The sequence below is a fragment of the Trebonia sp. genome, from assembly GCF_030042015.1.
In the GTDB taxonomy this organism is placed as follows: Bacteria; Actinomycetota; Actinomycetes; order Streptosporangiales; family Streptosporangiaceae; genus Trebonia.
Genome location: NZ_JASIAL010000153.1, coordinates 1 through 23,404 on the forward strand (window position 1 = coordinate 1; position 23,404 = coordinate 23,404).

At 67.5% G+C, this 23,404-nt stretch carries 18 protein-coding genes, 1 tRNA gene and 3 pseudogenes; 9 read left to right on the top strand and 13 right to left on the bottom strand.

Going from position 1 to position 23,404, the window contains the following annotated elements; all coding sequences use genetic code 11:
- The 3 genes from Q1N79_RS07735 to Q1N79_RS07745 form a co-directional block, all read right to left on the bottom strand.
- On the bottom strand, positions 1-532 hold a 532-nt coding region (locus Q1N79_RS07735), incomplete at its 3' end, for an ATP-binding protein (RefSeq protein ID WP_300606008.1).
- Positions 529-2,082 carry an IS21 family transposase gene (gene istA, locus Q1N79_RS07740; RefSeq protein WP_300606010.1) on the bottom strand — a complete coding sequence of 518 codons (1,554 nt, stop codon included), beginning with the start codon at positions 2,080-2,082 and terminating at the stop codon, positions 529-531. The genes istA and Q1N79_RS07735, both read right to left, overlap by 4 nt.
- Before the next feature lie 364 nt (positions 2,083-2,446).
- Positions 2,447-4,846: a hypothetical protein gene (locus tag Q1N79_RS07745; RefSeq protein ID WP_300606011.1), complete on the bottom strand. Its 2,400-nt coding sequence runs from the start codon at positions 4,844-4,846 to the stop codon at positions 2,447-2,449.
- 776 nt (positions 4,847-5,622) lie between these two features.
- On the opposite strand from Q1N79_RS07745, the pseudogene Q1N79_RS07750 reads away from it, so the two are divergent.
- The 3 genes and pseudogenes from Q1N79_RS07750 to Q1N79_RS07755 all read left to right on the top strand — a co-directional run.
- Positions 5,623-6,135: pseudogene (locus tag Q1N79_RS07750) on the top strand (zinc ABC transporter substrate-binding protein); the annotation flags it as partial.
- 57 nt (positions 6,136-6,192) lie between these two features.
- A pseudogene (locus Q1N79_RS30585) lies at positions 6,193-6,408 on the top strand (Scr1 family TA system antitoxin-like transcriptional regulator); the annotation flags it as partial.
- A 74-nt stretch (positions 6,409-6,482) separates the two neighbouring features.
- Positions 6,483-7,007, top strand: coding sequence for a DUF397 domain-containing protein (locus tag Q1N79_RS07755; RefSeq protein ID WP_300606013.1), 525 nt, complete (start codon positions 6,483-6,485; stop codon positions 7,005-7,007).
- 61 nt (positions 7,008-7,068) lie between these two features.
- Here Q1N79_RS07755 and Q1N79_RS07760 read toward each other — a convergent pair whose 3' ends face one another.
- The 5 genes and pseudogenes from Q1N79_RS07760 to Q1N79_RS07775 form a co-directional block, all read right to left on the bottom strand.
- Positions 7,069-7,482 carry a hypothetical protein gene (locus Q1N79_RS07760; RefSeq protein ID WP_300606015.1) on the bottom strand — a complete coding sequence of 138 codons (414 nt, stop codon included), beginning with the start codon at positions 7,480-7,482 and terminating at the stop codon, positions 7,069-7,071.
- Positions 7,451-7,708 (bottom strand): hypothetical protein, encoded by a 258-nt coding sequence (locus Q1N79_RS07765; RefSeq protein WP_300606016.1) that lies wholly within the window; start codon positions 7,706-7,708, stop codon positions 7,451-7,453. Before Q1N79_RS07765 ends, Q1N79_RS07760 begins: the two co-directional genes overlap by 32 nt.
- Before the next feature lie 99 nt (positions 7,709-7,807).
- A pseudogene (locus Q1N79_RS30590) lies at positions 7,808-7,957 on the bottom strand (helix-turn-helix domain-containing protein); the annotation flags it as partial.
- A 279-nt stretch (positions 7,958-8,236) separates the two neighbouring features.
- Positions 8,237-9,085 (bottom strand): helix-turn-helix transcriptional regulator, encoded by an 849-nt coding sequence (locus Q1N79_RS07770; protein WP_300606018.1) that lies wholly within the window; start codon positions 9,083-9,085, stop codon positions 8,237-8,239.
- A 658-nt stretch (positions 9,086-9,743) separates the two neighbouring features.
- Positions 9,744-10,187: an ATP-binding protein gene (locus Q1N79_RS07775; protein ID WP_300606020.1), complete on the bottom strand. Its 444-nt coding sequence runs from the start codon at positions 10,185-10,187 to the stop codon at positions 9,744-9,746.
- Between the two features lie 362 nt (positions 10,188-10,549).
- On the opposite strand from Q1N79_RS07775, the gene Q1N79_RS07780 reads away from it, so the two are divergent.
- From Q1N79_RS07780 to Q1N79_RS07790, 3 genes are all read left to right on the top strand, one after another.
- Entirely contained in the window at positions 10,550-10,687 is a 138-nt protein-coding gene (locus Q1N79_RS07780; RefSeq protein WP_300606022.1) for a hypothetical protein, read from the top strand.
- Positions 10,688-12,414: 1,727 nt separating this feature from the next.
- On the top strand, positions 12,415-12,597 hold the full coding sequence (locus Q1N79_RS07785; protein WP_300606024.1) for a hypothetical protein: 183 nt from the start codon (positions 12,415-12,417) through the stop codon (positions 12,595-12,597).
- Positions 12,588-13,913, top strand: a complete 1,326-nt coding sequence (locus Q1N79_RS07790) for a hypothetical protein (RefSeq protein WP_300606026.1) — start codon at positions 12,588-12,590, stop codon at positions 13,911-13,913. Before Q1N79_RS07785 ends, Q1N79_RS07790 begins: the two co-directional genes overlap by 10 nt.
- Before the next feature lie 637 nt (positions 13,914-14,550).
- On the opposite strand, the gene Q1N79_RS07795 is transcribed toward Q1N79_RS07790, so the two are convergent.
- Positions 14,551-14,635, bottom strand: a tRNA-Tyr gene (locus Q1N79_RS07795).
- Positions 14,636-14,782: 147 nt separating this feature from the next.
- Here Q1N79_RS07795 and Q1N79_RS07800 point away from each other — a divergent pair.
- A complete protein-coding gene (locus tag Q1N79_RS07800) occupies positions 14,783-15,277 on the top strand; it encodes a YajQ family cyclic di-GMP-binding protein (protein ID WP_300606028.1) in 495 nt (164 codons plus the stop codon).
- A 436-nt stretch (positions 15,278-15,713) separates the two neighbouring features.
- Here the strand turns inward: Q1N79_RS07800 and Q1N79_RS07805 are convergent, their stop codons facing one another.
- On the bottom strand, positions 15,714-16,553 hold the full coding sequence (locus Q1N79_RS07805; RefSeq protein WP_300606029.1) for a M48 family metalloprotease: 840 nt from the start codon (positions 16,551-16,553) through the stop codon (positions 15,714-15,716).
- 269 nt (positions 16,554-16,822) lie between these two features.
- On the opposite strand from Q1N79_RS07805, the gene Q1N79_RS07810 reads away from it, so the two are divergent.
- Both Q1N79_RS07810 and Q1N79_RS07815 read left to right on the top strand, forming a co-directional pair.
- On the top strand, positions 16,823-18,679 hold the full coding sequence (locus Q1N79_RS07810; protein WP_300606031.1) for a 2-oxoacid:acceptor oxidoreductase subunit alpha: 1,857 nt from the start codon (positions 16,823-16,825) through the stop codon (positions 18,677-18,679).
- Entirely contained in the window at positions 18,672-19,736 is a 1,065-nt protein-coding gene (locus tag Q1N79_RS07815; RefSeq protein ID WP_300606033.1) for a 2-oxoacid:ferredoxin oxidoreductase subunit beta, read from the top strand. The genes Q1N79_RS07810 and Q1N79_RS07815 overlap by 8 nt, the downstream gene beginning before the upstream one ends.
- A 38-nt stretch (positions 19,737-19,774) precedes the next feature.
- On the opposite strand, the gene msrA is transcribed toward Q1N79_RS07815, so the two are convergent.
- From msrA to nuoN, 3 genes are all read right to left on the bottom strand, one after another.
- Complete coding sequence (msrA, locus tag Q1N79_RS07820; RefSeq protein ID WP_300606035.1) at positions 19,775-20,428, bottom strand: peptide-methionine (S)-S-oxide reductase MsrA; 654 nt, start codon at positions 20,426-20,428, stop codon at positions 19,775-19,777.
- Positions 20,429-20,680: 252 nt separating this feature from the next.
- Positions 20,681-21,682: a polyprenyl synthetase family protein gene (locus Q1N79_RS07825; RefSeq protein WP_300606037.1), complete on the bottom strand. Its 1,002-nt coding sequence runs from the start codon at positions 21,680-21,682 to the stop codon at positions 20,681-20,683.
- Positions 21,683-21,810: 128 nt separating this feature from the next.
- Positions 21,811-23,319 (bottom strand): NADH-quinone oxidoreductase subunit NuoN, encoded by a 1,509-nt coding sequence (gene nuoN, locus Q1N79_RS07830; protein WP_300606039.1) that lies wholly within the window; start codon positions 23,317-23,319, stop codon positions 21,811-21,813.
- Positions 23,320-23,404: the final 85 nt, after the last annotated feature.

Genomic DNA, 23,404 nt, shown 5'->3' on the forward strand with positions numbered 1-23,404 from the left:
ACTCTCTCATCGCGAAGTCGTCGCAGATCAGCACGGCGGTCCTGGCGAGCTTGCGGACGCGCGCCTCGAAGCTGCGGTCGGCGTGCCCGCCGGCCAGGTGGGCCAGCAGCCGGGAGCAGGTGGTGAAGGCGACGTCGTAGCCGCGGCGGCAGGCCTGGTGTCCCAGCGCGGCCGCCAGGTGGGACTTGCCCACCCCGACCGGGCCGTAGGCGATGATCCCTTCCCCGGCGCCGATGAACTCCAGCCGGGCCAGGTCGCGGATGGCCGCGGCGGGCAGCTCGGGGTTGTAGCCGAAGTCGAACTCTTCCAGGGTGGCCCCGGCGGGGAAGCCGGCCGCCCTGATCCGCCGGGTGATCTTGGCGGCATCGCGGCGGGCGAGCTCGTCCTCGCACAGCACCTGGAGGAACTGCGCGTGCCCGAGGGTCCCGGCGCGGGCCTCGGCCAGCCGGGCATCGATCGTGTCCAGCATGCCGGACAGGCCCAGTGCCTTCAGGACCGGGGCGAGCCCGGCCGGGCTCCCGGCGGCGGTCATGGCTGCTCACCGCCGAATGCGGCCGGGCCGCGCAGCCAGGCTGGCACGTCGATGCCGGGCAGCGGCAGCTGGACGCCGTCGTGCTCGGTGCCGGCCGCCAGGATGCCCTTGACCGTGCGGTAGGACGGGTCGCCGGCCTCGATGGCCCGGGCGCAGGCGGCCTCCAGCCGGCCGTCGCCGTACCGCTGGCCCAGCCGCAGCACGCCCTGGGCCTGCCGCAGCCGGAACAGCGCGTTCACCGCCAGCAGCTCCCCGACCAGGGCGGCGCACGCCGGGCCGGTCATGCCCGCCTGGGCCTGGCACCAGGCCGGGGTGCGCATGAAGAACCCGGCCCTGTGCTCGGGCAGGTCAGCCCAGTCGGTGCGCCGCCCCCGCGGGGTGAACAGGTGGGTCTTGACCAGCTCCCCGTCCAGGTAGAACTCCACCATGCCGGCGGTGGCCCGCGCGTCCAGCCGCTTGCCGATCAGCCGGTAGGGCACCGAGTACAGGGTGCGGCCCACGATCACGTGCGCGTCCGGGGCGACCTTGGGCCGGCTCCAGGTAGCCGGCTCGAACGGCTGCTCCGGCAGCGGCCGCAGCGCGGGCGCCTCCTCGGCCGTGAACACCTCGGCCACGGTGCGGCCCTCCAGCGGCCGGGGACGGCGCTGCCCGGCCACCTGCACGCACCAGGCCTGCGCGTCGGCGGTCATCGCCGCCAGCGAGCTCCAGCTGCGCCCGGCGAAGAAGCTCGACCGGATGTACCGCTGGTGCGCCTCGATGACCGCCTTGTCGCGGGGATGGTAGGCCCTCGCCGGGTCGACCAGCACGCCGTAGTGGCGGGCCAGCTCAGCGTAGGCGCGGTTGATCTTCGGGTCATACAGGTCCGGCTTGCACACCCCGGCCTTGAGGTTATCCGGGGTTATCTTCGCCGGCACCCCGCCGAAGAACTCGAACGCGGCCACGTGCGCCTCGGTCCAGGCCCGCTGGGTCATGCTCACCGCAGGGAGGATGAACAGGTGCCGCGAGTACGGCAGCACCATCGAGAACGCCCACAGCCGGCGCCGCCGGCCCGACTGCGGGTCCGGCCACATCCCCATGTACCCGTAATCCACCTGGGCCTCGGCGCCCGGCGCGCACGGCGGACGGTGCATCCGCACCTCGCCGGCCCCTGCCCCGGCCGGGAAGTGCGCCCGCACGTACCGGCGAACGCTGGCCACGCTCGCCTCCAGGCCCTGCTCGCCGGCCAGCCGCTGGTGGATCACCGACACCGGCACCACGGGCAGCAGCTCGGCGATCCGGTCATGGTGCACCGCGATCTCCCGCCACGACACCTGACGGATCCCGGTGCCGGCGATCTGCGGGAACCAGCCCCGGGCCAGCGCCCGCCACTGCTCCTCAGACACCGGCGGCCCGCCCGGGCTCATCGCGGCCGCCTCCGCCGCGGCCACGTACCGGCGGACGGTCTTGACATCCACCCCCAGGCTCCGCGCGACCCCGGCCTTCGGCCGGCCCGCGTACCAGTGCTGCAGGATCTCCGTGACATCGACCATCGTGAACGTCCTCCTTGCCATCTCGGTCCTCCGTCCACAAGCGGACGAAAGACACATTCAGCTCGAAGGACCAGGAACGGAACCCCCGCGCCCACGGCGCCTAGGGAAAACGCTGATCGAGGGGGTAGGGAATTACCTGATCGAGGCGGCCCCCTGACTAGGGAATTTCGTGATCGTCAGCAGGCTCGGTGCCCGGTACGTAGAGGGGGTTGGTGACCGCCTCAACAAGGTCGGCCTGACTTGGGCCACGATTTGATCTTGGCGGGTATCGCGGGCGCTGACCTGACCTGGTTTGGCACGGCTCCCATCGCTTCCGGCCTCCCCGCCCAGCAGCGACGAGGCCCGTCGGCCTGCGCCAGAGAGGAATGAGGTATAGAGCCAGCAACTACAAAGCGGAAAAATTGAATGGAGTCGGCCGTGGCGGCTTCCTAAGTTTTCGGACTGCCTCAGCGAATTTGGCCATACGCTCGCCGTCTGGTGCCCCTGCCCATTGCCTCAGCGCAGACCAAACTGCGGCGCGCATCTCACAGGCCTGGACGACTTCTTTGCCCAGAAGATCGCTTTCAGGTACAGTCTGTGCGCATCGTACTGCATAAGCAGCCCACTGGCGAGTCTTTGCCATTATATTCGAGGCGTTCACATTCTGTTGATCTCTCGCGAGCCGACCACATTGGTAGCCTAGGTAATTGAACATAGCATCCGTCTGATTGATCACGTGTTGGGTTGCATTGAAATCTCCGAGGTCAGGTACATATACAGGATCATGGATGTTCGGATATGATATCGACCGCACCTCGCGGCCGAATGATTCAATCCAGTTACGGCGGCTTTCGACTGCTTCTCTGCGAGTCTGCCATTGCCGATAGAAGCGCCCAAGTCGGATCGCCAGTTCCCAAGCGTGCTCTTCCTGACGCCACCATTCCTCAAATCTCGCATGCGTCACTTTTCCAGCATTACCTGTCGCACGCCGCCGCCACTCTCTTTCTACATGGCCGGCGCTATCTTGAAGGAGAGCTCTAAGATGTAGATACAACTCATATTTAGGGACGTTTACGGTTGCGGGCAGTGGTCGTCCGTAAACTCTAGTCTCAAACGCCCTGAAGCATTTATAGCCACGCAATCCGACAAGATCCGGATCTCCCGCCTGCAGCCAATATCGCTTAGTCCTCAAGAAGTCAATGTCTTCGCCATAGCGCAGGGCAAGTTCCAATTCAGAAACCGCGGCGTAGGCATGGTCTCGATACGACGGAATTTCCTGCGTACCGCCAGTTCGCTTATCGACGGCCATCACTAGAGCGTATAGACACGCTGCATTGTAATGTTCAAGCCAATTTGTCGATCGTTCCGCAATATATCCTATTGTTTCTAGTTCAGTCTCAATGCGTCCGGGCGTCCAACCGTTTTTAAGTGGCATGTCGAGCAAAGCTAGTCTGTACCGGATAGTGAGTTGAGCTTGCCGGACCGCCGTCAATGTAAGGGAGGCAGAACCCCGTAGGCCGAGATATCGCCCAATTGACCATTTTAGCGAAATCGCGAGCCTCTGCGCTTCCAGCTCCGCGCATTCAAGCATAGAGCGTTCAAGTGCCACAATGCGCTTTTCAGGGTCAGCACTGCGAGCTGGGGCCTGGAGAAGCTGATCCCAGATCCTCTTCGAAGTCAAGGAAGACATTGTCGCTGGATAGCGTTCTCTCAGGCTGCTCGCGATTAGCCGCCGTATTTCTAGAAGTTCTACTGTTCGCAGTGGACGCATCTCTACGTGCGCCGTATGACCGGTCCTCATCTGCGATACCCTCATAGCTCCCTGTTGCTCGATGGCTAGCCATTCTCGCAATTCAGGCCAGTCTGGATAGAGTAGTTCCCGAGCTAGCGGAATACCAAGCGCTAGCACGATCACATACCTATACCAAATCACGAAGGGGTCGCGCTTGCCCTTTCTGTATATTCGTATACGCGGCCATCGCACATGCATCCCTCTGGGGAAAAGCTGATCGACGAGCTTAAAATACGTGTAGAGGGCATCAGGATATAGGCCTAGGCGTTCATACAACTGACCCACATCATACCGCATGTCAATGTTATTGGCGTCTATAACAAGCGCTCTGTGGTACAGACTCAGGGCCTCGTCATATCTCCGCTCGGCAACCATCTTCTTTGCCCGTTGGTAATCGCGGAAAAGCGTGACCGGCATAACCCTGTTACGCCACGAGGACCATGGAACCTTGCCGCATGCCTTTGTCTGCGGCAAGATATGCGCTACTGCTGCATATGCGCCGCGCTGGAGGGCGCGCTCGAAGCTGGTAGACCACTGGGTTTCAAGCTCAATAGCAAGGCCTGGAAGCCGTCTTACCTGTACCGCCACTCCATACTTAGGGTTTTGATCCTGCATTCTGAGCGACGCATAGACAATAAAAGCTCGGCGTGGGAAGGCATAGGAGATCGCCGCGGCGATCAATCCGCGCCAACCTGATGCTGTCGGAACTCTAAGCACTTCAACCAGATGCTCAGGTTCGAGGTCCCCCGGAACAGTTGTTAGCTGATACAGCTTAGGTAGGCTCATATACTCGCGGAAGGCGACATCGAGTGGGTGAGTATCAAGCTCGTTCCCACTTGCGTTGTCTATGGGCCGAACTTCTATACGCGCCCCCCAGACTGCCAGATATTCAAGGCAGACCCATCGAACGCTAATCAACACAAGTACCAGGACAAACCATTCGATGGCCGGGCCTGGTGTAAGACGATCTTTTGATACATGCTCAACTCCCGAACTAAACGCCTGGGTGATCATGAGCGGATTGTGCGGACGCGATACCGCTCCGATCAGGAACAGGCAAAGGACGCCGCTAAGCCATAGGATGTTAATAACGAGCCACGTCCACCGTATGGACGGATTTCTGGCGTATACGCCTGCTGCAGATAGTCGGTTTCTCATCGAGGCCGCTCCAGCCAATCCAGCTAATTATGTGTAACCTTATTCACGGCGCATGCGGTGGCGTCCTGATCGACAACGGTTGCAAAGATGACAGAGGATAGCGCCGAAACTCCACGGTAAGACGCCGCCGCTCAGCGATGATCAGCAATTAAGAAATACGCCCAAGTTCCTACCTTATCGACCGCACTTCCTCATGCACTCACTGTTGAGAGCCTTAGCTTACGCTAAAGGTGTCCGCACGGAAACCCAGCCGTAACACCTGGGCAAGATCCTCGTGACCCATGCGGCGGCCGCCAGGAGCGGTAAGTCGGATCAGGTATCCGATGGAACCATCGATACGAAGTAGGTGCGCCGATACTCGTGGAGCCTACAGGGATCGCAGGAGAAGGCATTCTGAGTTTGATCAGGGCGATAATCGTGTCACTGGCGGGTCGTGCTAGTACTCCAGCAGCACTAACATTGACGTCGAACGTAAGTTCGGCGATGGCGTCAGACGGATTACTTCAACATCTGTCGTGAAGCAGATTGTGAAGGGTCGACCACTACCACGCGAACGCTCTCCGGCCATCAAGCAGCTGCCCGGCCTGCAGGACAGCACGCCAAACCCGCACCTGTAGTCTTCGCCGGGTACGACGCCGAAGATGGTGGAGGCGATCGCCGCCGGCCTGTCCGCGCTCGACCCGTCGCATCGGGCGTACTACCAGGCCAACGCCAAGTCGTTCATCGCCAGCCTGGCGGCCTGGACCAGCGCGATCGCCAGCTTCAAGGCCGCCTACCCGGGCACCCCCGTCGCGACGACCGAGCCGGTCGCCGACTACATGCTGGAAGCGGTGGGCGCGGACAACATGACGCCATGGGCCTTCCAGGCCGACATCATGAACGGTGTCGACCCGTCGCCGCAGGACGTGGCCATCGAGCGGAGCCTGTTCACCGGGCACAAGGTCAAGGTGTTCCTGTACAACCAGCAGGTGACCGACCCGCTGACCGAATCGCTTATTACGCTGGCACAGCAGAACGACATCCCGGTGGTCGGCGTCTACGAGACGATGCCGGTGCCCGGGTACGACTACCAGACCTGGATGCTGACCGAGGTGCAGGACCTGCGCAAGGCGGTCACGGACAAGGTCTCTACCGAGCACTCGTGAGGACCGTGATGTCACAGGAAGCAACGCAGCAGATAACGGGTCAGGCCGACCTGCTCAGGCAAATTCGTCCTGCTGCGGTTCGGCAACAGTTTACGCGGCGCGGTGGTGTACGTAGAAGACCTGTTCAGCAACAGATACCGGGAGCGACGCGCGGAGATCGACCGGTACGGCGAGGCGATCGAGTACATGCGTAACGCCGTGCTGAGTCCGCGTGATTCACTGAGCCCCATCAGCGAAATCAAGCGACTGCATGACTCGCGCAGGCCAGACTAGGGTCGGCCGCATACGGCAGAGAACGTTCACCGAAGCAGGGACAGGCGATGAGAAGATCTTTCACTCTCAGTGCCATGAAAGGTCGGTTCGCCGATGACTCGGCTCAGAAGCGGACAGGAAGCTCACTAAGCACGGAGAGCGGTAGCTGTGTCGAGGTCGCTCGTTTGTCCAGAGGGGAGATAAGAGTTCGGCGCAGGGAGCCGAGAGGCGCTTGCCTCAGGTTCACCCCTGAGGAATGGGATGCCTTCATGATCAGCGTCCGCAAGGGGGAATTCGACCACGTGGAGCCAGGCTCTCCCACTCGCGCAGATGAGGCACATTCGGTGCCATCGCAAGCGGCAACTGGATCTGACAGGCAGTTGCCGGGTCCCTCCGGTTTCTGGGACCGCGTTCTCAACGATGAGAACAGAACGCTGAGACTCGGTTATCTAATTCGACAGGCCGCCTTGGTCATTGCCCTCATCGTGATCGTACTTTACCTCCTCATATATAGAGCCCCGCTCGATATCAAGGTCGGGATCAGTTCATGCTCCGCGATGCTGATCCTCATCGGGCGTCTGCTCGGCGCCTATCGAAGGGGTAAGAAATCACGGCGCTAGGCGAGCGCGCGATCTGCCCGCGCTCGAGCCAGTCCAGGCTGTCAGAGTGGTCCACTTGGGATCACCACAGCCAACGTGCGCCATACGCATACAGGTTGAGCTTGCTTGCGAGCTGCTTGGAGCAAAGGCTCGCGGCTTTGATTAAAGCCTTGGGCCCTCTGGTGTGGATCAGGCAGACGCCGTTGTCGGTAAAGTCCGGCACCTTGATCACCCGTGCCCACGGACTGCGGTTGAGGCTGTTGGTCACATGGTCCCGGTACTTCTGGTCAGGGTCGGTGCCCGGTACGTAGAGGGGGTTGGTGACCGCCTCAACGAGGTCGGCGACCCCGCGGGCCCAAGCTCGCGGCCAGCGCGGCAACCGCCCGGCGCTGCCGTCGGCGGACAGGCTGGCCGCGTGGTCCTCGACCGCGTCGTGGAGCAGTGCGGCGCATACGATCTCGGGATCATCGAGGCGGCAGTGACAGGTGATCCGCAACGGCCACGCGCAGCAGATGGTTGACGTACGGCTCGTGCTGGCGCCGGTCGGCGGCATGCAGTTCCCCGGCGAGCCACAGCGCCCTTTCGGCGTCTCGCCAGCCGGGCTCGTCTAGGAGTCGGGTGGCCTCGGCGGCGAACCGCACCCGCAGTCCCTGCTGGCCGTAGACCGACGTGATGGCATGCAGCGGCATCATCTTAGCGAGCTGCCTGTCGGCACTGCTCATGCCCGGATCGCCGCCTTCCTGGCTGGCTGCCCGCGTGGCCGGGTCAGCCGCGCGGCGTTCCCGGTCAGTCGCATGCCAGCTGGTGAACAGTGCGCCGACGGCACAGAGGACCCGGTCGCAGGCCTGCGCGACCGCGAGCGTGGCGAACCGGCCACCGCGTTCCAGACGGCCCAGGTAGCTGGTGTCATAGCGCGCCAGTAGGCCCAGGGCGCACAGGGAAAGCCGCCGCTCGTCCCGGAGTGCGCGCAGCTCCGCGCCCTACCGGTGGACCGCAGACCAGTCCAGTGTCAGAACTCGCCGTTGCCGTCCCATGGGTCTCTCCCATGACACTTGCTCGTGACAATTCCCCATCGGGCGAGGACGTTCCGTAGTAATACCATGATCTCATCCAAGTCTGCGTCCTTTTTGCCGCCTCTGTAGCGCGGGACATGACTTACGGACCTCTGACGAGACACCGCTTGCAGCCGGGACACGCTCGCCAGCGCTGGATCAGACCGTTATGGCCGCAGTCTCCTGCTGCTCCCGGCGTTACCCTCCGGCCAGCTGCCGGAGGAGGCTGGCCGACTTGTCAGGCGGGAGGGCAACCGCCTGCAGCTCAGTGAATGCGCGGACGTACCGTTCGACGTCGCGTTGCCAGTCGAGCAGGATGCCGCCGGACAGGCTGGCCAGCTTCACCACGCCAAGACCGGAGGCCTGCGCGAACCCCAGGACCACGGCCGGGCCGGTACCGATCCCCGGGTGCGCCCCCGCCGCGAACGGCAGCACCTGGACGGCGACCCGCGCATTGTTTTCGCTGATCGCGGCAAGATGGGCAAGCTGGGCGCGCATCAGCGCGGTTCCGCCTACCGCCTGCCGCAGCGCCCCTTCCGTGACGACTGCCGACACCGCGGGGCCGTCGGGTGCCAGCACCTGCTCCTGGCGGGCGGCCCAGGCGCTTGCGAGCCTGGCTTCAAGACCGGCCGGAACGCCCGGGTCGGTGCCGGCGATCGCCTGCGCGTAGCCCGGCGTCTGCAGCAGCCCGGGTACCTGCTGAGTCTCATACACCAGCACCTCGGCGGCGACCGCCTCCAGGATCAGGTAGTCCTCCAGCGCTTCCGGCAGCACGTCGCTGTAGTCCTGCCACCAGCCGCGTGCCCGCCGCGGATCCCCGATCGCTTCCAGCTCGCGGGAGGCTTCCTCCGCCACGCCGTACTCGGCGAGCAGGTCCCGCAGGTCACGGCGCGAGATGCCGCGATGCCCGGTCTCGATCCTGCTGATCTTCGACCGGTCGCAGTCCAGCACCCGGGCGGCATCTGCCAGGTCGTAGCCGAGGTTTTCCCGGTAGCGGCGCAGCACCGCCCCGAGCAGCCTGCGCCGTGCGGGCGGTGTACCGGTCATCGTGCCTTCTTCCAGTCGTCGATTCGCCTGTGCCGCGGCTACGGGGCAGCCTGCGGGATGCGGCACGCCCGCAGCAGGAGAGCACAATTCCGCGGCAGGACCCGGGGCTGGCCGGGCCGGATGCATCAACGCTCAGCTCCGGGGTCCTCGTCAAGCCGAGGCCGGAACGGCGCCGCGCGGCGGGACCCTTCAGGCGCCCGCACTGATGGTTACGCAACCCCCGGGCCGCGACCTCGCCCATCAGGCCACCGTCCGTCCCTGCATCCCCTCCGGCCCGGTAATGCAGCCGATCCCCTGGCGGGCGGAGGAGAATGCCCGCTCGACTCTGCGCGAGCCTGGGCACAGCAGCGCGCTTGACGCCGGGACGCGCCGGCCAGCCAGGCGCCTGCGTGGCCGTCCGCCCGAGGGCCCTGCCGTCTCCTGCGGAATGCAGAAGGGCGGCGAGTTGGATGCCGGCGAACGCGGTGAAGCCGGCGAACGCGTTCAGCGGTTGGCTGCCGGGGGCGGCGAGGGCCGTCGCGGATTCCCTGGACGACGGGCACGTCCGCGGAGGTGTCCAGCGGAGCCCGGCCAGCGGACCGGGTCCGGCAAGCCGACAGCGTTCCCGTATGCCGGAAACCGTCATGATTGACGGCCTGGAGGAGTGGCCGGCGCCAGGTCAGCGGCAGGCACATGAAGGTACACGCCAGGTCCGCGGAGCCGCGGCTAAGTCCTGCCGGAGCTCAAACCACGTGGTCGCAAGACCGCCGCCGCGCTCATAGCCCCACCGGGACGCCAGCGCATCCACCAGCCGCATCCCCCGGCTTCCCTCAGCCTCGCCGCCGGCGGGCCACAGCACCGGGGTGCCGTCCCCGCTGCGGTCGGTCACCTCGACCCGGACGCAGTCTTCCCCGGCCGCCACGGTCACCGTGACCTGCCCGCCCCGAACGGCCGATCCGCTGTGCCGCACGCTGTTGGTCACAAGCTCGCTGGCCAGCAGAAGAGCGACGTCAAGGCACGGGTGCGCCGGGCCGAGCACCCGGCCGGCGAACCCGCGGGCAGCCCGCACCTGCTCAGGCAGCGCCAGGATCGTCACGGCCTCCCGAACCGCCGCCCCGGACATAGGCCCGCCCTCCCTGGCGCGCGCCGGCCCGGGCATAGACCGGGTGCTGGCAGCGGGCGCCGGGCATATGCACGCCCGGCTCAGCCCCGGTCGTCAAGCCAGAACGCGCCCGTCATGGATCCAGTCCGCGGCCGTCCGCGGAGGCCGGCGGTCCGCGCCGCTGCCCGGCCACTCTGCGCAGGCAGCCGACGCCATCCGGGCCGGCCTGCCCGCCCGGCGGCCCGGCCGCCCCCGGGGACTCGCGCCGCGGTTATGACGGTCCGATTACGTGGCCCGAATGTGCGTCAGGTGACCGATGTTTCCCCGCCGCGGCCCGGGCACGATGGCGCCGGCCCCGGCCCGTAGCCCCCAGGAGGACGCGCGTGAAGAAGCTCTACTACCGTGAAGGCGGCCGGTATCGCAGATATCACCCCGAGCGGTCCGGCATTTCCATGACGGGCGTCCTGAAGCTGCTCCTGCTCCTGGCCCTGATCATGGTCCTCACGTCCCTCCTGCGCTAGCGCGCGACAGCGCGCCGCGCTGGGGCCGTGCCCACAATGCTGCCCGTCTCGCCATACCCGGATGCGCAGCCAGGGCAACCTCGCGGGCAGCGGCGAAACCGCGGAACGCGGGCAGCGGCGGCTGCCGACAATCCTGGTGCCCTGGCGCTTCCGTCTCCTCGGGCAGCCGGCCCGTGCCCGTCGCGACGACGAGGGTCTTCGCTCCGCAGTGGATGCGTTCGGGCCCGCTTCCAGCTGACCAGACGCCGGTGCCGGGCCAGGCAGCGAGCCCGGTTCGCGGCCCGGCCGCAGGCCGCAGGCAGCGGGCGCGAGCGCGGCTGCCACGGCCCGGTCAGCCGGATGCGGCTCGGGACGGGCCCCCTGGTGGCGCAAGACCGCGACATCGTGCCGGAGCGCCAAGATCTGCGCGTCTCGCAGCGCCGCGGCCCCGGCGGACAAGCCAGCCGGGCACCCGGGCTGTGAAGGAGTTCGCGAGGCGTAGCGGCGCGAACGCCGCGTGCGGGCCAGCAGGTCTGGCCCCATGGGGTTCCGGCACTGGACAGGCGCTTCCGCACCCGCGTACCGCCAGGAGCCGGGACCGGCGAGCCCGAGCCTGTCCGCGCCCGCCGGCGCTGTCCACGGCTCCGGGTATGCCGGGCAGCCAGCCGCCGCAGCCCTCTGGCTCGCAGCCGTGACGGCTGGTGCCGCAGGCCACCCGCGCCAGGGAGGCAAAGGCTCCGGACGGTCCGCAGGAACCCGGCTTCCCTTAAACCAGCCGGGGTGGGTGGTAGCAGCGATGCTCATGATCTTCCGCTGACTATGCGATGCCAGGGATGCGGGTTCCTAGTAAATGACTAGCCCGCGCATGGCCCGTTTATCTCATTAAGGTGACTATTACCGGAGGGTTTGGCAGCATTGCGGGACAAGAACGCGCTAAATGGGCTTAGTGGCGAGGTTCCCGCGGGCCCTGCGCTAAAGCGCCGGGGCGGCCGCGGGAGACCGAGGCCGTGCACCTGCTGCGAACGAGGAGAAAAGGCCCGTGTTTACCGTTTGGATCTGACGAGACCGATGCTGGCCTGGCACGACGGTAACAATGCTGAGAGGGAGAACCGCGATGCGCGACACCTGGACCTGAGATGATTCCCTAACCGTTTCACCTCACGCAAACGAGGGCGCCCGTCAGAAAATGGCGGGCCGCCCTCGTTTTGCGCAGGCGCGTTTAGGGTCCCCTCGTGGCGTGCGGTCCGGAATGTGATGGCCGCCGCCGCAGTTACGCGGCAAAGACCGGGGGCCTGCGGGGGCTGCTGACTCAGGTCCAGGTGTCACGCATAACAAGGGTTCCTTCCCTTCCTCGGCCCGCCCGGATCACGGGTGACCTGTTATCGCGACCCCACCCGAGTGGTCAGGCCGTGGCCTGACGTCTCTGTAAGGGACTTTATTGGATACGAAATGCAGTCGTCAAGTTACTCTAGGTGAGGCGATACGGCTTTCCCGGTGCGCCGGGCAGCGCCGGCAGGCATGGCGGCCGGTGTCGCGGACCTCGGCGGGGTTGCCGCCCGCGGTGCAGCGGGCGCAACGCCGGCCCGGGCGCCGTCCGGCTGCATGCCCGCGTGGCCGTTCAGGGGACTCGTGCCGCGGAAATGACGGTCCGCTTACGTGGTCCGGATGTACGTCAGCTGACCGATGTTTCCTTTCCGCGGGCCGGGCACGATGGCGCCGACTCTGGCTGCACTCCCGGGGAGACGCGCGTGAGGAAGCTCTACGACCGCAAGGGTGACTGGCATCGTGAATGTCACCCTGAGCCGGCTGGCATTTCCGGGAAGGGCGTCCTGACGGCGCTCGTGGTCCTCGTCCTGACCAGGGCCGTTATCGCCGAACCGGCAGGCAAACCCCGGCTTCGCCCGCAGGCGCTGGCTGGCGCATGGGCGTGACAGGGGAGCTTGAGAAGGCGCAGGACCTGCTTGCCTCCGGCGACATCCCAGGCCTGTTGGCGCACCTGCGCGCGGCAGGCGAGGCGCTGCCGCTGGGCGAGGTGGCCCGGCTAGTGGCGGGAGCCGCGCGGCTAGGCGGGCTCGATGACCTGGCACAGGCCGCCGCGGCAGTGGCCGGCGGCGAGGAGGTCCAGGGCACGCAGGACGTGCGGGCGCTGTACGACTTCGGCTACGCGTGCACCGAACACGGGGCGGCCTACCTGACCATCAGACCGCTGGCACGCGCACTGGAACTGGCGCCGGACGCCGCGCTCGTGCTCAGCGAGCTCGTGGCGGCCCTGGAAGCCGACGGGCAGCATGCGCGTGCCGTTTCCCTCCTGGAGGAGCACGAGCCGCTGATGGTGTGGCTGCACCGCTTCCAGTACGTCTACAACGCGCTCATGGCAGGCAGCCCGGCCAAGGCGGCCGACGGGTTCGGGCGGCTGCCCGAACCCCAGGACACCCGATGGATCCCGGCGCGCGACAAAGTGCGGCGCATGCTCGCCCGCGCCGACACGGCCCGCGCCGTGACCCCGCTCGATTACCGGGACCTGCGCGGCTGGCACTACGTCCTGACCGGCGGCATCCTGGCCAGCCTGTCACCGTACGGGTTCCACGACAGCATGACCGGCCGCTGGTGCTACCTCAGCGACTCCCCGGCGCGCTGCGCAGCCGCGCTGCAGCGGCTCGCGCTGATCCTGGCCGCCGCCGACGCCGCCCCGCAGTCAGTGTCGCTGCTGCCCGACCGCTCCAGCAAGATCCTCGGCACCGCGGCCGCCGCGACCCTCGGCCTGCCGGCGAGCGACTTCGACCCGGGCAAGCCCGCCGCGTACAGCCTCGTCGTCGCCTACGACCTGACCACAATCGACCCGGCCGCCGTCGCGGCGCTGCGTCAGCACGCCCCCGGCCAGATTCTATTCGAACGGGCAACGTGCTGGACCGATCCGCCCCGCGTCACCGCCGACGTCACCGGTCTGCTCGGCCAGATCGTCATCCCGCCGTGGGCCGGGCAGATACGCCGCCTCGACGACGGCACCGCCGGACAGGGCCCGGCAGACGACCGCCCGGCCGAGACCATCGCCGCCGAGATCGCCGCCGCGACCCCCATGCAGGACGAGGGCGACGGCAGCGCTCCCCCGGATCCTGACGACAACCTGCGCCGCTTCACCGAGGCGGTCACGGCCGAAGGCACGCGCGAGCGCGACGGTGGCTGGCTCGGCGGCGTCCGCGAGTACATTCCCGACGCCGGCCCGGTGCCCAGCAGCCGCTTCCTGTGAACCCGCCCGGCCGACGCTTATGCCCGGCCACAGGGCCGTACACAGGAAGCCGGGACCGCCGTAATCTGCGCTCTGCGCACTTGCCCCGGGCATAGGGATACGCGCAGCCACCCGGCACCGTCTAGCGGCGACTGCTTGCATGTCCATGTCATCGACGGATTCTCAGGGCGCAGCCCCGCTCCCCCCGCTTCCTTCCGGATGGTGACCCCATCCCGGACCGCGCCTTCCGCATCCCTTACCGCCACCTGGACCGTCCCGCCCGGAGCACCTGGCCAGCTGCACCCCGCGCTGCCGCCAAACAACTCGATCACTAGAAGACGGAACCGTTAGTGCACCGCCTTACCCGGCCGCCCTCGTCCGGGGAAATTCAAAGGAGCAAGGCGGACACGCGAGGGACGCGGCCCGACCCGGCGGCACCCGTCAGGCCGGGACATGACGCCATCCCGGCCCGTCCGTGACCGTCCGTTGAAACACCGACGGTGCGCACCGACCGTCCGCACAGCCCGGACGCCGTCCGCTATACGTCCGTAGACACCGCAACGTGGCGGTCTACAGCGCGACAAGGTGACACACCCCGGGACAAGCAAAACGGCCCGCCCTGCGCGAGAACCCGCAGCTAGGGGGCCGTTTTCGCAGGTGGTGGCAGGTCCAGGGTTCGAACCTGGGTAGGCGAAGCCGACGGTTTTACAGACCGCTCCCTTTGGCCACTCGGGCAACCTGCCGGGTACCGCCGAGTGTGGCGGCAGAGAGAAGAATAGCGGACAGCACGACCGGTTGCGACGCGGACTATCCCGCAACCTCCCAACGTTCAGTGGCCATCGCGGCATCCGGCGTGGCGACCGAGACCGTACCCGTCTAACCTGAGGGTCATGCCCAGCGAGTCCAGCTTCGACATCGTCAGCAAGATCGATCGCCAGGAAGCCGACAACGCGCTCAACCAGGCGGCCAAGGAGATCAGCACCCGGTTCGACTTCCGCGGCGTGGGCGCGTCCATCGCCTGGTCGGGCGAGCACGGCGTCGAGATCCGCGCCAACAGCGAGGAGCGCGCTAAGGCGGTTCTCGACGTCTTCAAGGAGAAACTGGTCAAGCGCGGTGTCTCACTCAAGCACCTGGACGCGCCAGACCCACGGCTATCCGGCAAGGAGTACCGCATCTCCGTCACCCTGAAGGAGGGCATCTCCCAGGAGAACGCCAAGAAGGTCTCCAAGATCATCCGGGACGAGGGGCCGAGCGGGGTCCGCGCGCAGGTCCAGGGCGAGGAGCTCCGGGTGTCGTCCAAGAAGAAGGACGACCTGCAGGCCATCATCAGCCTGCTGAAATCCAAGGACTTCGACTTCGCCGTCCAGTTCACCAACTACAGGTGAAACGCGGTGTGGCGGTGGCAGGCTGGCTCAGGCCCGGACGCCTGTCCGGCAGGCGATCTCAGATAGTGAGACGGTATCGGCGACTTAGGACCCAAACGGCAGATTTATTGTCCGTTTTGTGCGGATTCCTGGATGCCGCTCGGGTCCTATGTGCGCGTGTCCAAATAACACGCTGGTTCCCGTTCTGGGTGCCTTATCTGTGATACGGCAGTCGGTTGACCTGCAACGATCTGTTCAGGCCGCGGCGACGCGAGCGGCGGAGTCTGCGGGCATTGCCGCAGCTCAGAGGGTGGTTTGTCCGTCCGGCCCAAGGCCGCCCGTCCGGCCCGAGGCCGCCCGGCAGACCGGCAGACCGGCAGACGATCCAGGCGGCGATGGCATCGGCGTCTGCCGGGCGGCGAGCCGCGGGACAGCAAGGGCACGGGCCATGAGCGTCTCAGCGCGGGTAGCCGGCCAGCGCCTCGAGCCGCCGCACCCGCTCGCCGGTGGGCGGGTGGGTGATGAACAGCCGCCCGAAGCCCCCGTAGGGGAAAGGGTGGGCGATCATCAGGTGGCTGGACGCGGCCAGCGGGCCGCGTGGCCGCAGCGGCAGCGCGGCCGCGGACATGTCGATCTTGCGCAGCGCGCTGGCCAGCGCCATCGGGTCGCCGGCCAGCAGCGCGCCTTCTGCATCAGCGTCGTACTCCCGGCCGGAGGACGCCGTGAGCTGCAACAGCAGTGCGGACAGCGGGCAGAACGCGACCAGCGACGCCAGGCCCGCGGACCAGGACGACACGACGATGTCCCGCCGCGACACGTGCGCCATCTCGTGCGCGAGCACCGCGCGCAGCTCGCCGAACGACAGCAGCCGCAGCAGTCCTTCTGTGCAGCACACCGCGGCCGAGCGCGGGCTGCAGCCGACGGTCAGGATGTTCGGCTGCATCGCGGGAGAGATGAACAGGCGGGGGACCGGCAGCCGTGCGTCCCTGCAGAGCTCGCGGACCAGCCGGTACAGCTCCGGGCGCTCCACCTCACCGACAGGACGCGCGCGCAGGGCAGCAAGCGCGGACCGTTCTGACTGAAAATAAACGATCCATCCCAGCGCGATGACGACCGCGGAGGCCACGGCGAGCCCGCCCATGCCCGACACGAGGAACCCGCCCGCCAGCGCGAGTCCGCACAGCACGCAGGCGAGGACGGCGGCGCGCAGCCCGTAGGTATGCACGGCGTCCCCTCCCTCGCACGACTCCCGCAGCCCGTCGTTCCCTGGCGCGCAGGCGCGGCTCCTAAGCTTCACCGGCTGTCACGTTCAACGGCCGTGCGCGGCCATGGGGTTCCCCGGGCAGCTCAAGCTTTGCTAAAGGAGACGTTAAGGATTTTTATGCAGTAATTCTGAGGATACATCCGGGGAACGTGGCGTTCGCCACACCCGGATTGCCGCAGGGCCGGACTCAGCGGTACCCGAAGCAAAGTAGAATTAAACCCTGTCTTACACTCACGCTCCGGGCCGTGGGGTGGTGCTGCACAAGGGGTGCCCGGCCAGGCGTGCGGAGGAGGCTTAGCGCTGTGACCAAGCAGGTCCAGGAGCTTGACCACGTAATCATAAGGTTCGCGGGTGACTCCGGTGACGGCATGCAGCTCACCGGAGACAGGTTCACCCAGGAGACAGCCGTCTTCGGGAACGACCTGTCGACGCTCCCGAACTTTCCCGCCGAAATCCGCGCACCCGCCGGGACTCTTCCCGGCGTGAGCAGCTTCCAGCTGCACTTCGCGGACCATGACATCCTCACGCCAGGTGACGCGCCCGACGTACTCGTCGCGATGAACCCGGCGGCCCTGAAGGCCAACCTCAAGGACCTGCCGCGCGGCGCGGACGTGATCGTCAACACCGACGAGTTCACCAAGCGCAACCTGTCCAAGGTGGGGTACGAAACGAGCCCGATCGAGGACGGGTCGCTTGACGCCTACAACGTCCACGCGGTGCCGCTGACGTCGCTGACCGTCAAGGCGCTCGAAGACCTCGACATCACCCGCAAGGACGCCGAACGCGCGAAGAACATGTTCGCGCTCGGACTCCTGTCCTGGCTGTACGGCCGCCCCGTGGAAGGCACGATCGCGTTCCTCGAGAGCAAGTTCGGCCGCAAGCCGGAGATCTTGAAGGCGAACCTGACCGCCTTCCACGCGGGCTGGAACTTCGGCGAGACCACCGAGGCTTTCTCGGTGCGGTACGAGGTCAAGCCGGCCTCGCTCAAGCCTGGCAAGTACCGCAACATCACCGGCAACACCGCCCTGGCCTACGGCCTGATCGCGGCGGCGCAGCTGGCGAAGCTGCCGCTGTTCCTCGGCTCGTACCCGATCACCCCGGCCTCGGACATCCTGCATGAGCTTGCCAAGCACAAGAAGTTCGGCGTGCGCACGTTCCAGGCCGAGGACGAGATCGCGAGCGTCGGGGCGGCTCTCGGCGCGGCGTTCGGCGGGTCGCTTGCGGTGACGACGACGAGCGGTCCCGGGATGGCGCTGAAGGCCGAGACCGTGGGCCTGGCCGTCTCGGTGGAGCTGCCGCTGATCATCTGCGACGTGCAGCGCGCCGGGCCGTCCACCGGCATGCCGACCAAGACCGAGCAGGCCGACCTGCTGATGGCGCTGTTCGGCCGCAACGGCGAGTCGCCGGTGCCCGTCGTGGCGGCGGCCAGCCCGTCGGACTGCTTCCACGCGGCGATCGAGGCGGCGCGGATCGCGGTCAGCTACCGGACACCGGTCGTGCTGCTGTCCGACGGCTACCTGGCGAACGGGTCCGAGCCCTGGCTCATCCCCGACATCGCCTCGCTGCCGGACCTGAGCTCGCAGTTCGCCTTCGCCACGAAGGCCGACGCCAACGGCGGCGAGTTCCAGCCGTTCCGCCGCGACCCGGTGACGCTGGCCCGGCCGTGGGCCCTCCCGGGCACCCCGGGCCTTGAGCACCGCATCGGCGGCATCGAGAAGGCCGACGGCTCGGGCACGATCTCCTACGACCCGGACAACCACGACCTCATGGTGCGCACCCGGCAGGCCAGGATCGACGGCATCGCCTCGTCCATCCCCCCGCTCGCGGTCGACGACCCGGCCGGTGACGCGAAGGTGCTCGTGCTCGGCTGGGGATCGACCTACGGCTCGATCGGCGCCGCCGTCCGCCGGGTCCGCCGGGCGGGGCATTCGGTGGCACAGGCGCACCTGCGCCACCTCAACCCGTTCCCGGCTAACCTCGGCGACGTGCTGCGCCGCTACGACAAGGTGCTCGTTCCCGAGATCAACCTGGGCCAGCTGGCGCTGCTGCTGCGCGGCCGCTTCCTGGTCGACGTGATCTCCTACAACCGGGTGCGCGGGCTGCCGTTCCGCGCCGCTGAGCTGGCTGAGGCGATTGAGGAAGTGATCGCGCATGCTTGACAAGCATGATTTCCCGAACGGATCGGGCCGGCTGGCCTCGCTCACGCTAGTCCCCCGGGCGACCGGCCTGGCAGCCAAGGACTTCAAGTCCGATCAGGAGGTCCGCTGGTGCCCGGGCTGCGGAGATTACGCGATCCTCGCCGCCTTCCAGTCGTTCCTGCCCGAGCTTGAGGTGCCGCGGGAGAACGTCGTCGTCATCTCGGGCATCGGCTGCGCGGCGCGGCTGCCGTATTACGTGAACAGCTTCGGCATGCACTCCATCCACGGCCGGGCGCCCGCGATCGCGACCGGCCTGGCCACGTCACGCCCTGACCTGTCGGTCTGGGTGATCTCCGGCGACGGCGACGCGCTGTCGATCGGCGGCAACCACCTGATCCACTCGCTGCGCCGCAACGTGAACATCAAGATCCTGCTGTTCAACAACCGGATCTACGGCCTGACCAAGGGCCAGTACTCGCCCACGTCGGAGCAGGGCAAGGTGACGAAGTCCACGCCGTTCGGGTCGCTGGACCAGCCGTTCAACCCGGTGTCCCTGGCGCTGGGCGCGGAGGCCTCGTTCGTCGCCAGGTCGGTCGACTCCGACCGCAAGCACCTGCAGTCGGTGCTGCGGGCGGCGGCCGACCACGTCGGGGCGGCGTTCATCGAGATCTTCCAGAACTGCCCGATCTTCAACGACGACGCGTGGGCGCCGATCAAGGAGCCGAACGCGCCGGGCCTGATCCGGCTGGTGCACGGCGAGCCGGTGCGGTTCGGGCCGGACGGGTCGATGGGGCTGACGTACGGCCCGTACGGCGCGCTGACACCCGTGGCCGTCGATTCGGTCCCGGCTTCTGAACTGGTCGTCCACGACGTCGCCCGGGAGGACCCGTCCTACGCGTTCGCGCTGTCCCGGCTGGACAGCGGCGACTTCGCGCACACTCCGATCGGCGTATTCCGCTCGGTACACAGGCCGTCCTACGACACGCTGATGGCCGACCAGATCTCGGCGGCCCGTTCCGGCGGCGCGGGTGACCTCGCTACCCTGCTGGCCGGCAACGACACCTGGGAAGTCGGCTAGCGCACCGTCCGCGGCGTGGCTCCCGCCGGGCGGTCACCTCAGGCGGGCAGGATGCCGACGGGGCAGCTCACGCCGGTGCTGTGGTCGGGGCAGTAGCCGTTCGGCACCTTGTACAGGTACTGCTGGTGGTAGTCCTCGGCGAAGTAGAACTCGCCTGCCGGGACGATCTCGGTCGTGATCGCGCCGTAGCCCGCCTCGGCGAGCTTCTTGCCGTACTCGGCCGCCGAGTGCTCCGCGGCCGCGCGCTGCGCCTCGCTCGTGTAGAAGATCGCCGACCGGTACTGGGTGCCGACGTCGTTCCCCTGGCGCATGCCCTGCGTCGGGTCGTGTGACTCCCAGAAGACCTTGAGGAGCTGCTCGTAGGAGACCTTGCCCGGGTCGAACACGACCCGGACGGTCTCCGCGTGGCCCGTGCGGCCGGTGCAGACCTCCTCGTAGGTGGGGTTGGGCGTGTACCCGCCCTGGTAGCCCACGGCCGTGGTGATCACGCCCGGCACCTGCCAGAAGTTGCGCTCCTCGCCCCAGAAGCAGCCGAGCGCGAATTCGGCGATCTCGCTGCCCGCCGGGTACGGCGGCTTCAGCGGGGAGCCGAGCACCGCGTGCCGCTCGGGCACGGGCATCGGCGTGCTCCGTCCTGGCAGCGCCTCCTCAGGGGTGACCCGCTGCGTCTTACGGAAGCCGAAAATGCTCATCGCGTCTCCTCCGGAGTTTTCCCGTGCAGCACAACCACCGTATGCGGTGCGCTGTTCCACGACTCTCTTCCCCGGCGGCACGCTGCCGCCCTCTTCCCCGGCGGCACGCTGCCGACTTCCTCCCATAAGCACCGACAGCCCCAGCCGTTCTACTTCGCTCACTCTGTGACCATTTCGGAGTCCGTTATGGGCGATTTGTCCATGCATGGAGTGTGCAAAGTGCTCCTGGGTATCGCGGCCGGCCGGATATGGTCAGGCGGCGCGGGTGATGACGAAGTCGCACAGCGCCTCGAAGGCGGCGCGGGCCGGCACGTCGGGCAGCCGGGCCACCAGGTCCCTGGCGCCCGCGATCCATGTCCGCACGGTCTCCCTGGCCTCCGCAAGCGCCGGGGAGGTCCGCAGCAGGGACAGCGCCTCGGCGTGCAGCGCCGGGTCGGTCAGGTCCGCGTCCTGCAGCAGGGATCGCAGCCGCCCAAGCTGCGGGGTGGTCGCGATCGCGCGCACCGCGTAGAGCACCGGCAGCGTCGCCACCCCCTGCCGCAGGTCCGTGCCCGGCTCCTTGCCGGACTGCGCGGACGTGCTCGCCACGTCGAGCACGTCGTCGGACAGCTGCCAGGCGACGCCGATCCGCAGGCAGGCCTCGGCGATCAGGTCGGCCACGTCATCAGGCGCGCCTGAGAACATCGCGCCGAACCGCCCCGACGTGGCGATCAGCGAGCCTGTCTTCTCCGTGATCACGTGCATGTAATGGTCCAGCGGGTCCACTCCCGGCTGGACCCCGATGGTCTCCGCGAGCTGCCCGTCCACCAGGCGGCTGAACGTCTCCGCCTGGATCCTGATGGCCTCCGGGCCGAGGTCGGCGAGGATGCGGGACGCCCGGGCGAACAGGAAGTCGCCGGCCAGGATCGCCACCGAGTTCCCGAACATGGAGTTGGCCGACCGATGGCCCCGCCGCATCGACGCCTCGTCCATCACGTCGTCGTGGAAGAGCGTGGCGAGGTGCGTCAGCTCGATCGCTACCGCCGCGGGCACGATCCGCTTGTCCCTGCTGTCACCGAACCGGGCCGCCAGCAGCACGAGCATGGCGCGGAACCGCTTGCCGCCGGCTTCCATCATGTGCCTGGAGACATCGGCGAACATCGGGTCGCCGCCGAAGGAGGTCTCGCGCAGCGCGGCTTCCACCGCGGCGAGGTCCTCGGCCATCTCGGCGGTGAGCGCCTCGTCGGCGAACTCGACGGGAACGGCGATCGTCACTGCGACTCCAGTCCTCGGCCCGGCTCTCATCCCTGCCGGTACGGACTCACCAGCATACGGAACGTACAGCCGGCCGGAACAGACCAGGGTCGGTGACCGCGGGCGGTCAGCGACTAACACGCGGGCGCTCAGCGCACGAACAACTGCGTCGCCGCGTGGTTGGCCAGGCTCAGCACCGGCTCGGGCACGATGCCCAAGACGAGCGTGGCCACGGTGCCGATGGCCACGGCCGTGCCGGTGAACAGGCCGGGCACCACGACCTCCGGGCCGTCCTCCACCGGGTCGCTGAAGAACATGAGCACGATGATGCGGACGTAGAAGAACGCGGCTATCGCGGAAGACAGCACGCCGACGATGACAAGCGGCGTCGCCCCGCCCGCGATGGCCGCCTGGAAGACCGCGAACTTCCCGGTGAACCCGCTGGTCAGCGGGATGCCGGCGAACGCGAGGAGGAACAGCGCGAAGATGCCTGCCACCAGCGGCGAGCGCTTGCCCAGCCCGGCCCAGCGGGACAGGTGGTCGGCCTCCCCGCCTGGATCGCGGACCAGCGTGATCACCGCGAACGCCCCGACGGTGGTCAGGCCGTAGGCCGCGAGGTAGAACAGCGAGCTGGACAGCCCCGCTACCGAGGCCGCGACGACCGCGGTCAGGATGAACCCGGCGTGCGCGATCGAGGAGTAGGCGAGCAGCCTCTTGACATCCCGCTGGGTGATGGCGATCACCGCGCCGACCACCATCGTGAGAATCGTCACGACCCAGAGCGCCGGGCGCCAGTCCCACGTGAGATTGCCGAACGCCACGTAGAAAACCCGCAGCAGCGCCCCGAACGCGGACACCACGGTGCACGACGCCATCAGCGCCGTGATCGGGGTGGGGGCGCCCTGGTAGACGTCCGGCTTCCAGTTCTGGAACGGGACCGCGCCGATCTTGAACAGCAGCCCCATGCCGGTCAGCGCGATCCCCGCGTACAGGAGCGTGTCGTTGCCGCTGTTGGCCGTGGCCGCGGACGCGATCGTGGCCAGCGACACCGAGCCGGAGAACCCGTACAGCATCGCGATGCCGAACAGGAAGAACGCCGAGGAGAACGCGCCGAGGAGGAAGTACTTCATCGCCGCCTCGTGCGACACCAGGCGGCGCCGCCTGGCCAGGCCGCACAGCAGGTACAGCGGGAGGGACAGCACCTCGAGCGCCACGAACATGGTGAGCAGGTCGTTGGCGGCCGGGAACAGCAGCATTCCGCCGATCGCGAACAGCGTCAGCGGGAAGATCTCGGTGTGCCCGATCCCGGCGACCAGGCCCTCGCGCTCCTCCTGGCTGCCGGGCGGCGCGGCGGCCTGCGCGGCGAACGGGCTGTTGCTGGTGTCGGCGATGAGCAGCACGCTGGCGAAGGCGAGCACCAGGATCGTGCCCTGGATGAACAGGGTGGGGCGGTCCACCGCGACCGCGCCCGCCGCCGCGAGGTGACCCGGGCTGCCGCCCGCGAAGATGGCATGGGAGGCAGCGACCACGATGGTCAGCACGAACGCGGCGAGCAGCGAGCCCAGGGTGAGGACCAGCTGCACGCTGCGCCGTAGGAAGCGCGGCGTGAAGGCCTCGACGACGACCCCGGCCACCGCCGCACCGAAGACGACCAGCATCGGCGCGAGCTGGCTGTACTCGATACTGGGCGGGCTGATCGTGCCGGGGGGCAGCGCCGCGTGCACCGCGGCCGCCGCGTTGACG

Bases quoted from the DNA above. Each gene is read 5' to 3' on its own strand.
- istA (WP_300606010.1), bottom strand. From the start codon at position 2,082: ATGGCAAGGAGGACGTTCACGATGGTCGATGTCACGGAGATCCTGCAG.
- Q1N79_RS07745 (WP_300606011.1), bottom strand. From the start codon at position 4,846: ATGATCACCCAGGCGTTTAGTTCGGGAGTTGAGCATGTATCAAAAGAT.
- Q1N79_RS07755 (WP_300606013.1), top strand. From the start codon at position 6,483: ATGAAAGGTCGGTTCGCCGATGACTCGGCTCAGAAGCGGACAGGAAGC.
- Q1N79_RS07765 (WP_300606016.1), bottom strand. From the start codon at position 7,708: ATGAGCAGTGCCGACAGGCAGCTCGCTAAGATGATGCCGCTGCATGCC.
- Q1N79_RS07770 (WP_300606018.1), bottom strand. From the start codon at position 9,085: ATGACCGGTACACCGCCCGCACGGCGCAGGCTGCTCGGGGCGGTGCTG.
- Q1N79_RS07775 (WP_300606020.1), bottom strand. From the start codon at position 10,187: ATGTCCGGGGCGGCGGTTCGGGAGGCCGTGACGATCCTGGCGCTGCCT.
- Q1N79_RS07790 (WP_300606026.1), top strand. From the start codon at position 12,588: ATGGGCGTGACAGGGGAGCTTGAGAAGGCGCAGGACCTGCTTGCCTCC.
- Q1N79_RS07800 (WP_300606028.1), top strand. From the start codon at position 14,783: ATGCCCAGCGAGTCCAGCTTCGACATCGTCAGCAAGATCGATCGCCAG.
- Q1N79_RS07815 (WP_300606033.1), top strand. From the start codon at position 18,672: ATGCTTGACAAGCATGATTTCCCGAACGGATCGGGCCGGCTGGCCTCG.
- msrA (WP_300606035.1), bottom strand. From the start codon at position 20,428: ATGAGCATTTTCGGCTTCCGTAAGACGCAGCGGGTCACCCCTGAGGAG.
- nuoN (WP_300606039.1), bottom strand. From the start codon at position 23,319: ATGCTGGTCGTCTTCGGTGCGGCGGTGGCCGGGGTCGTCGTCGAGGCC.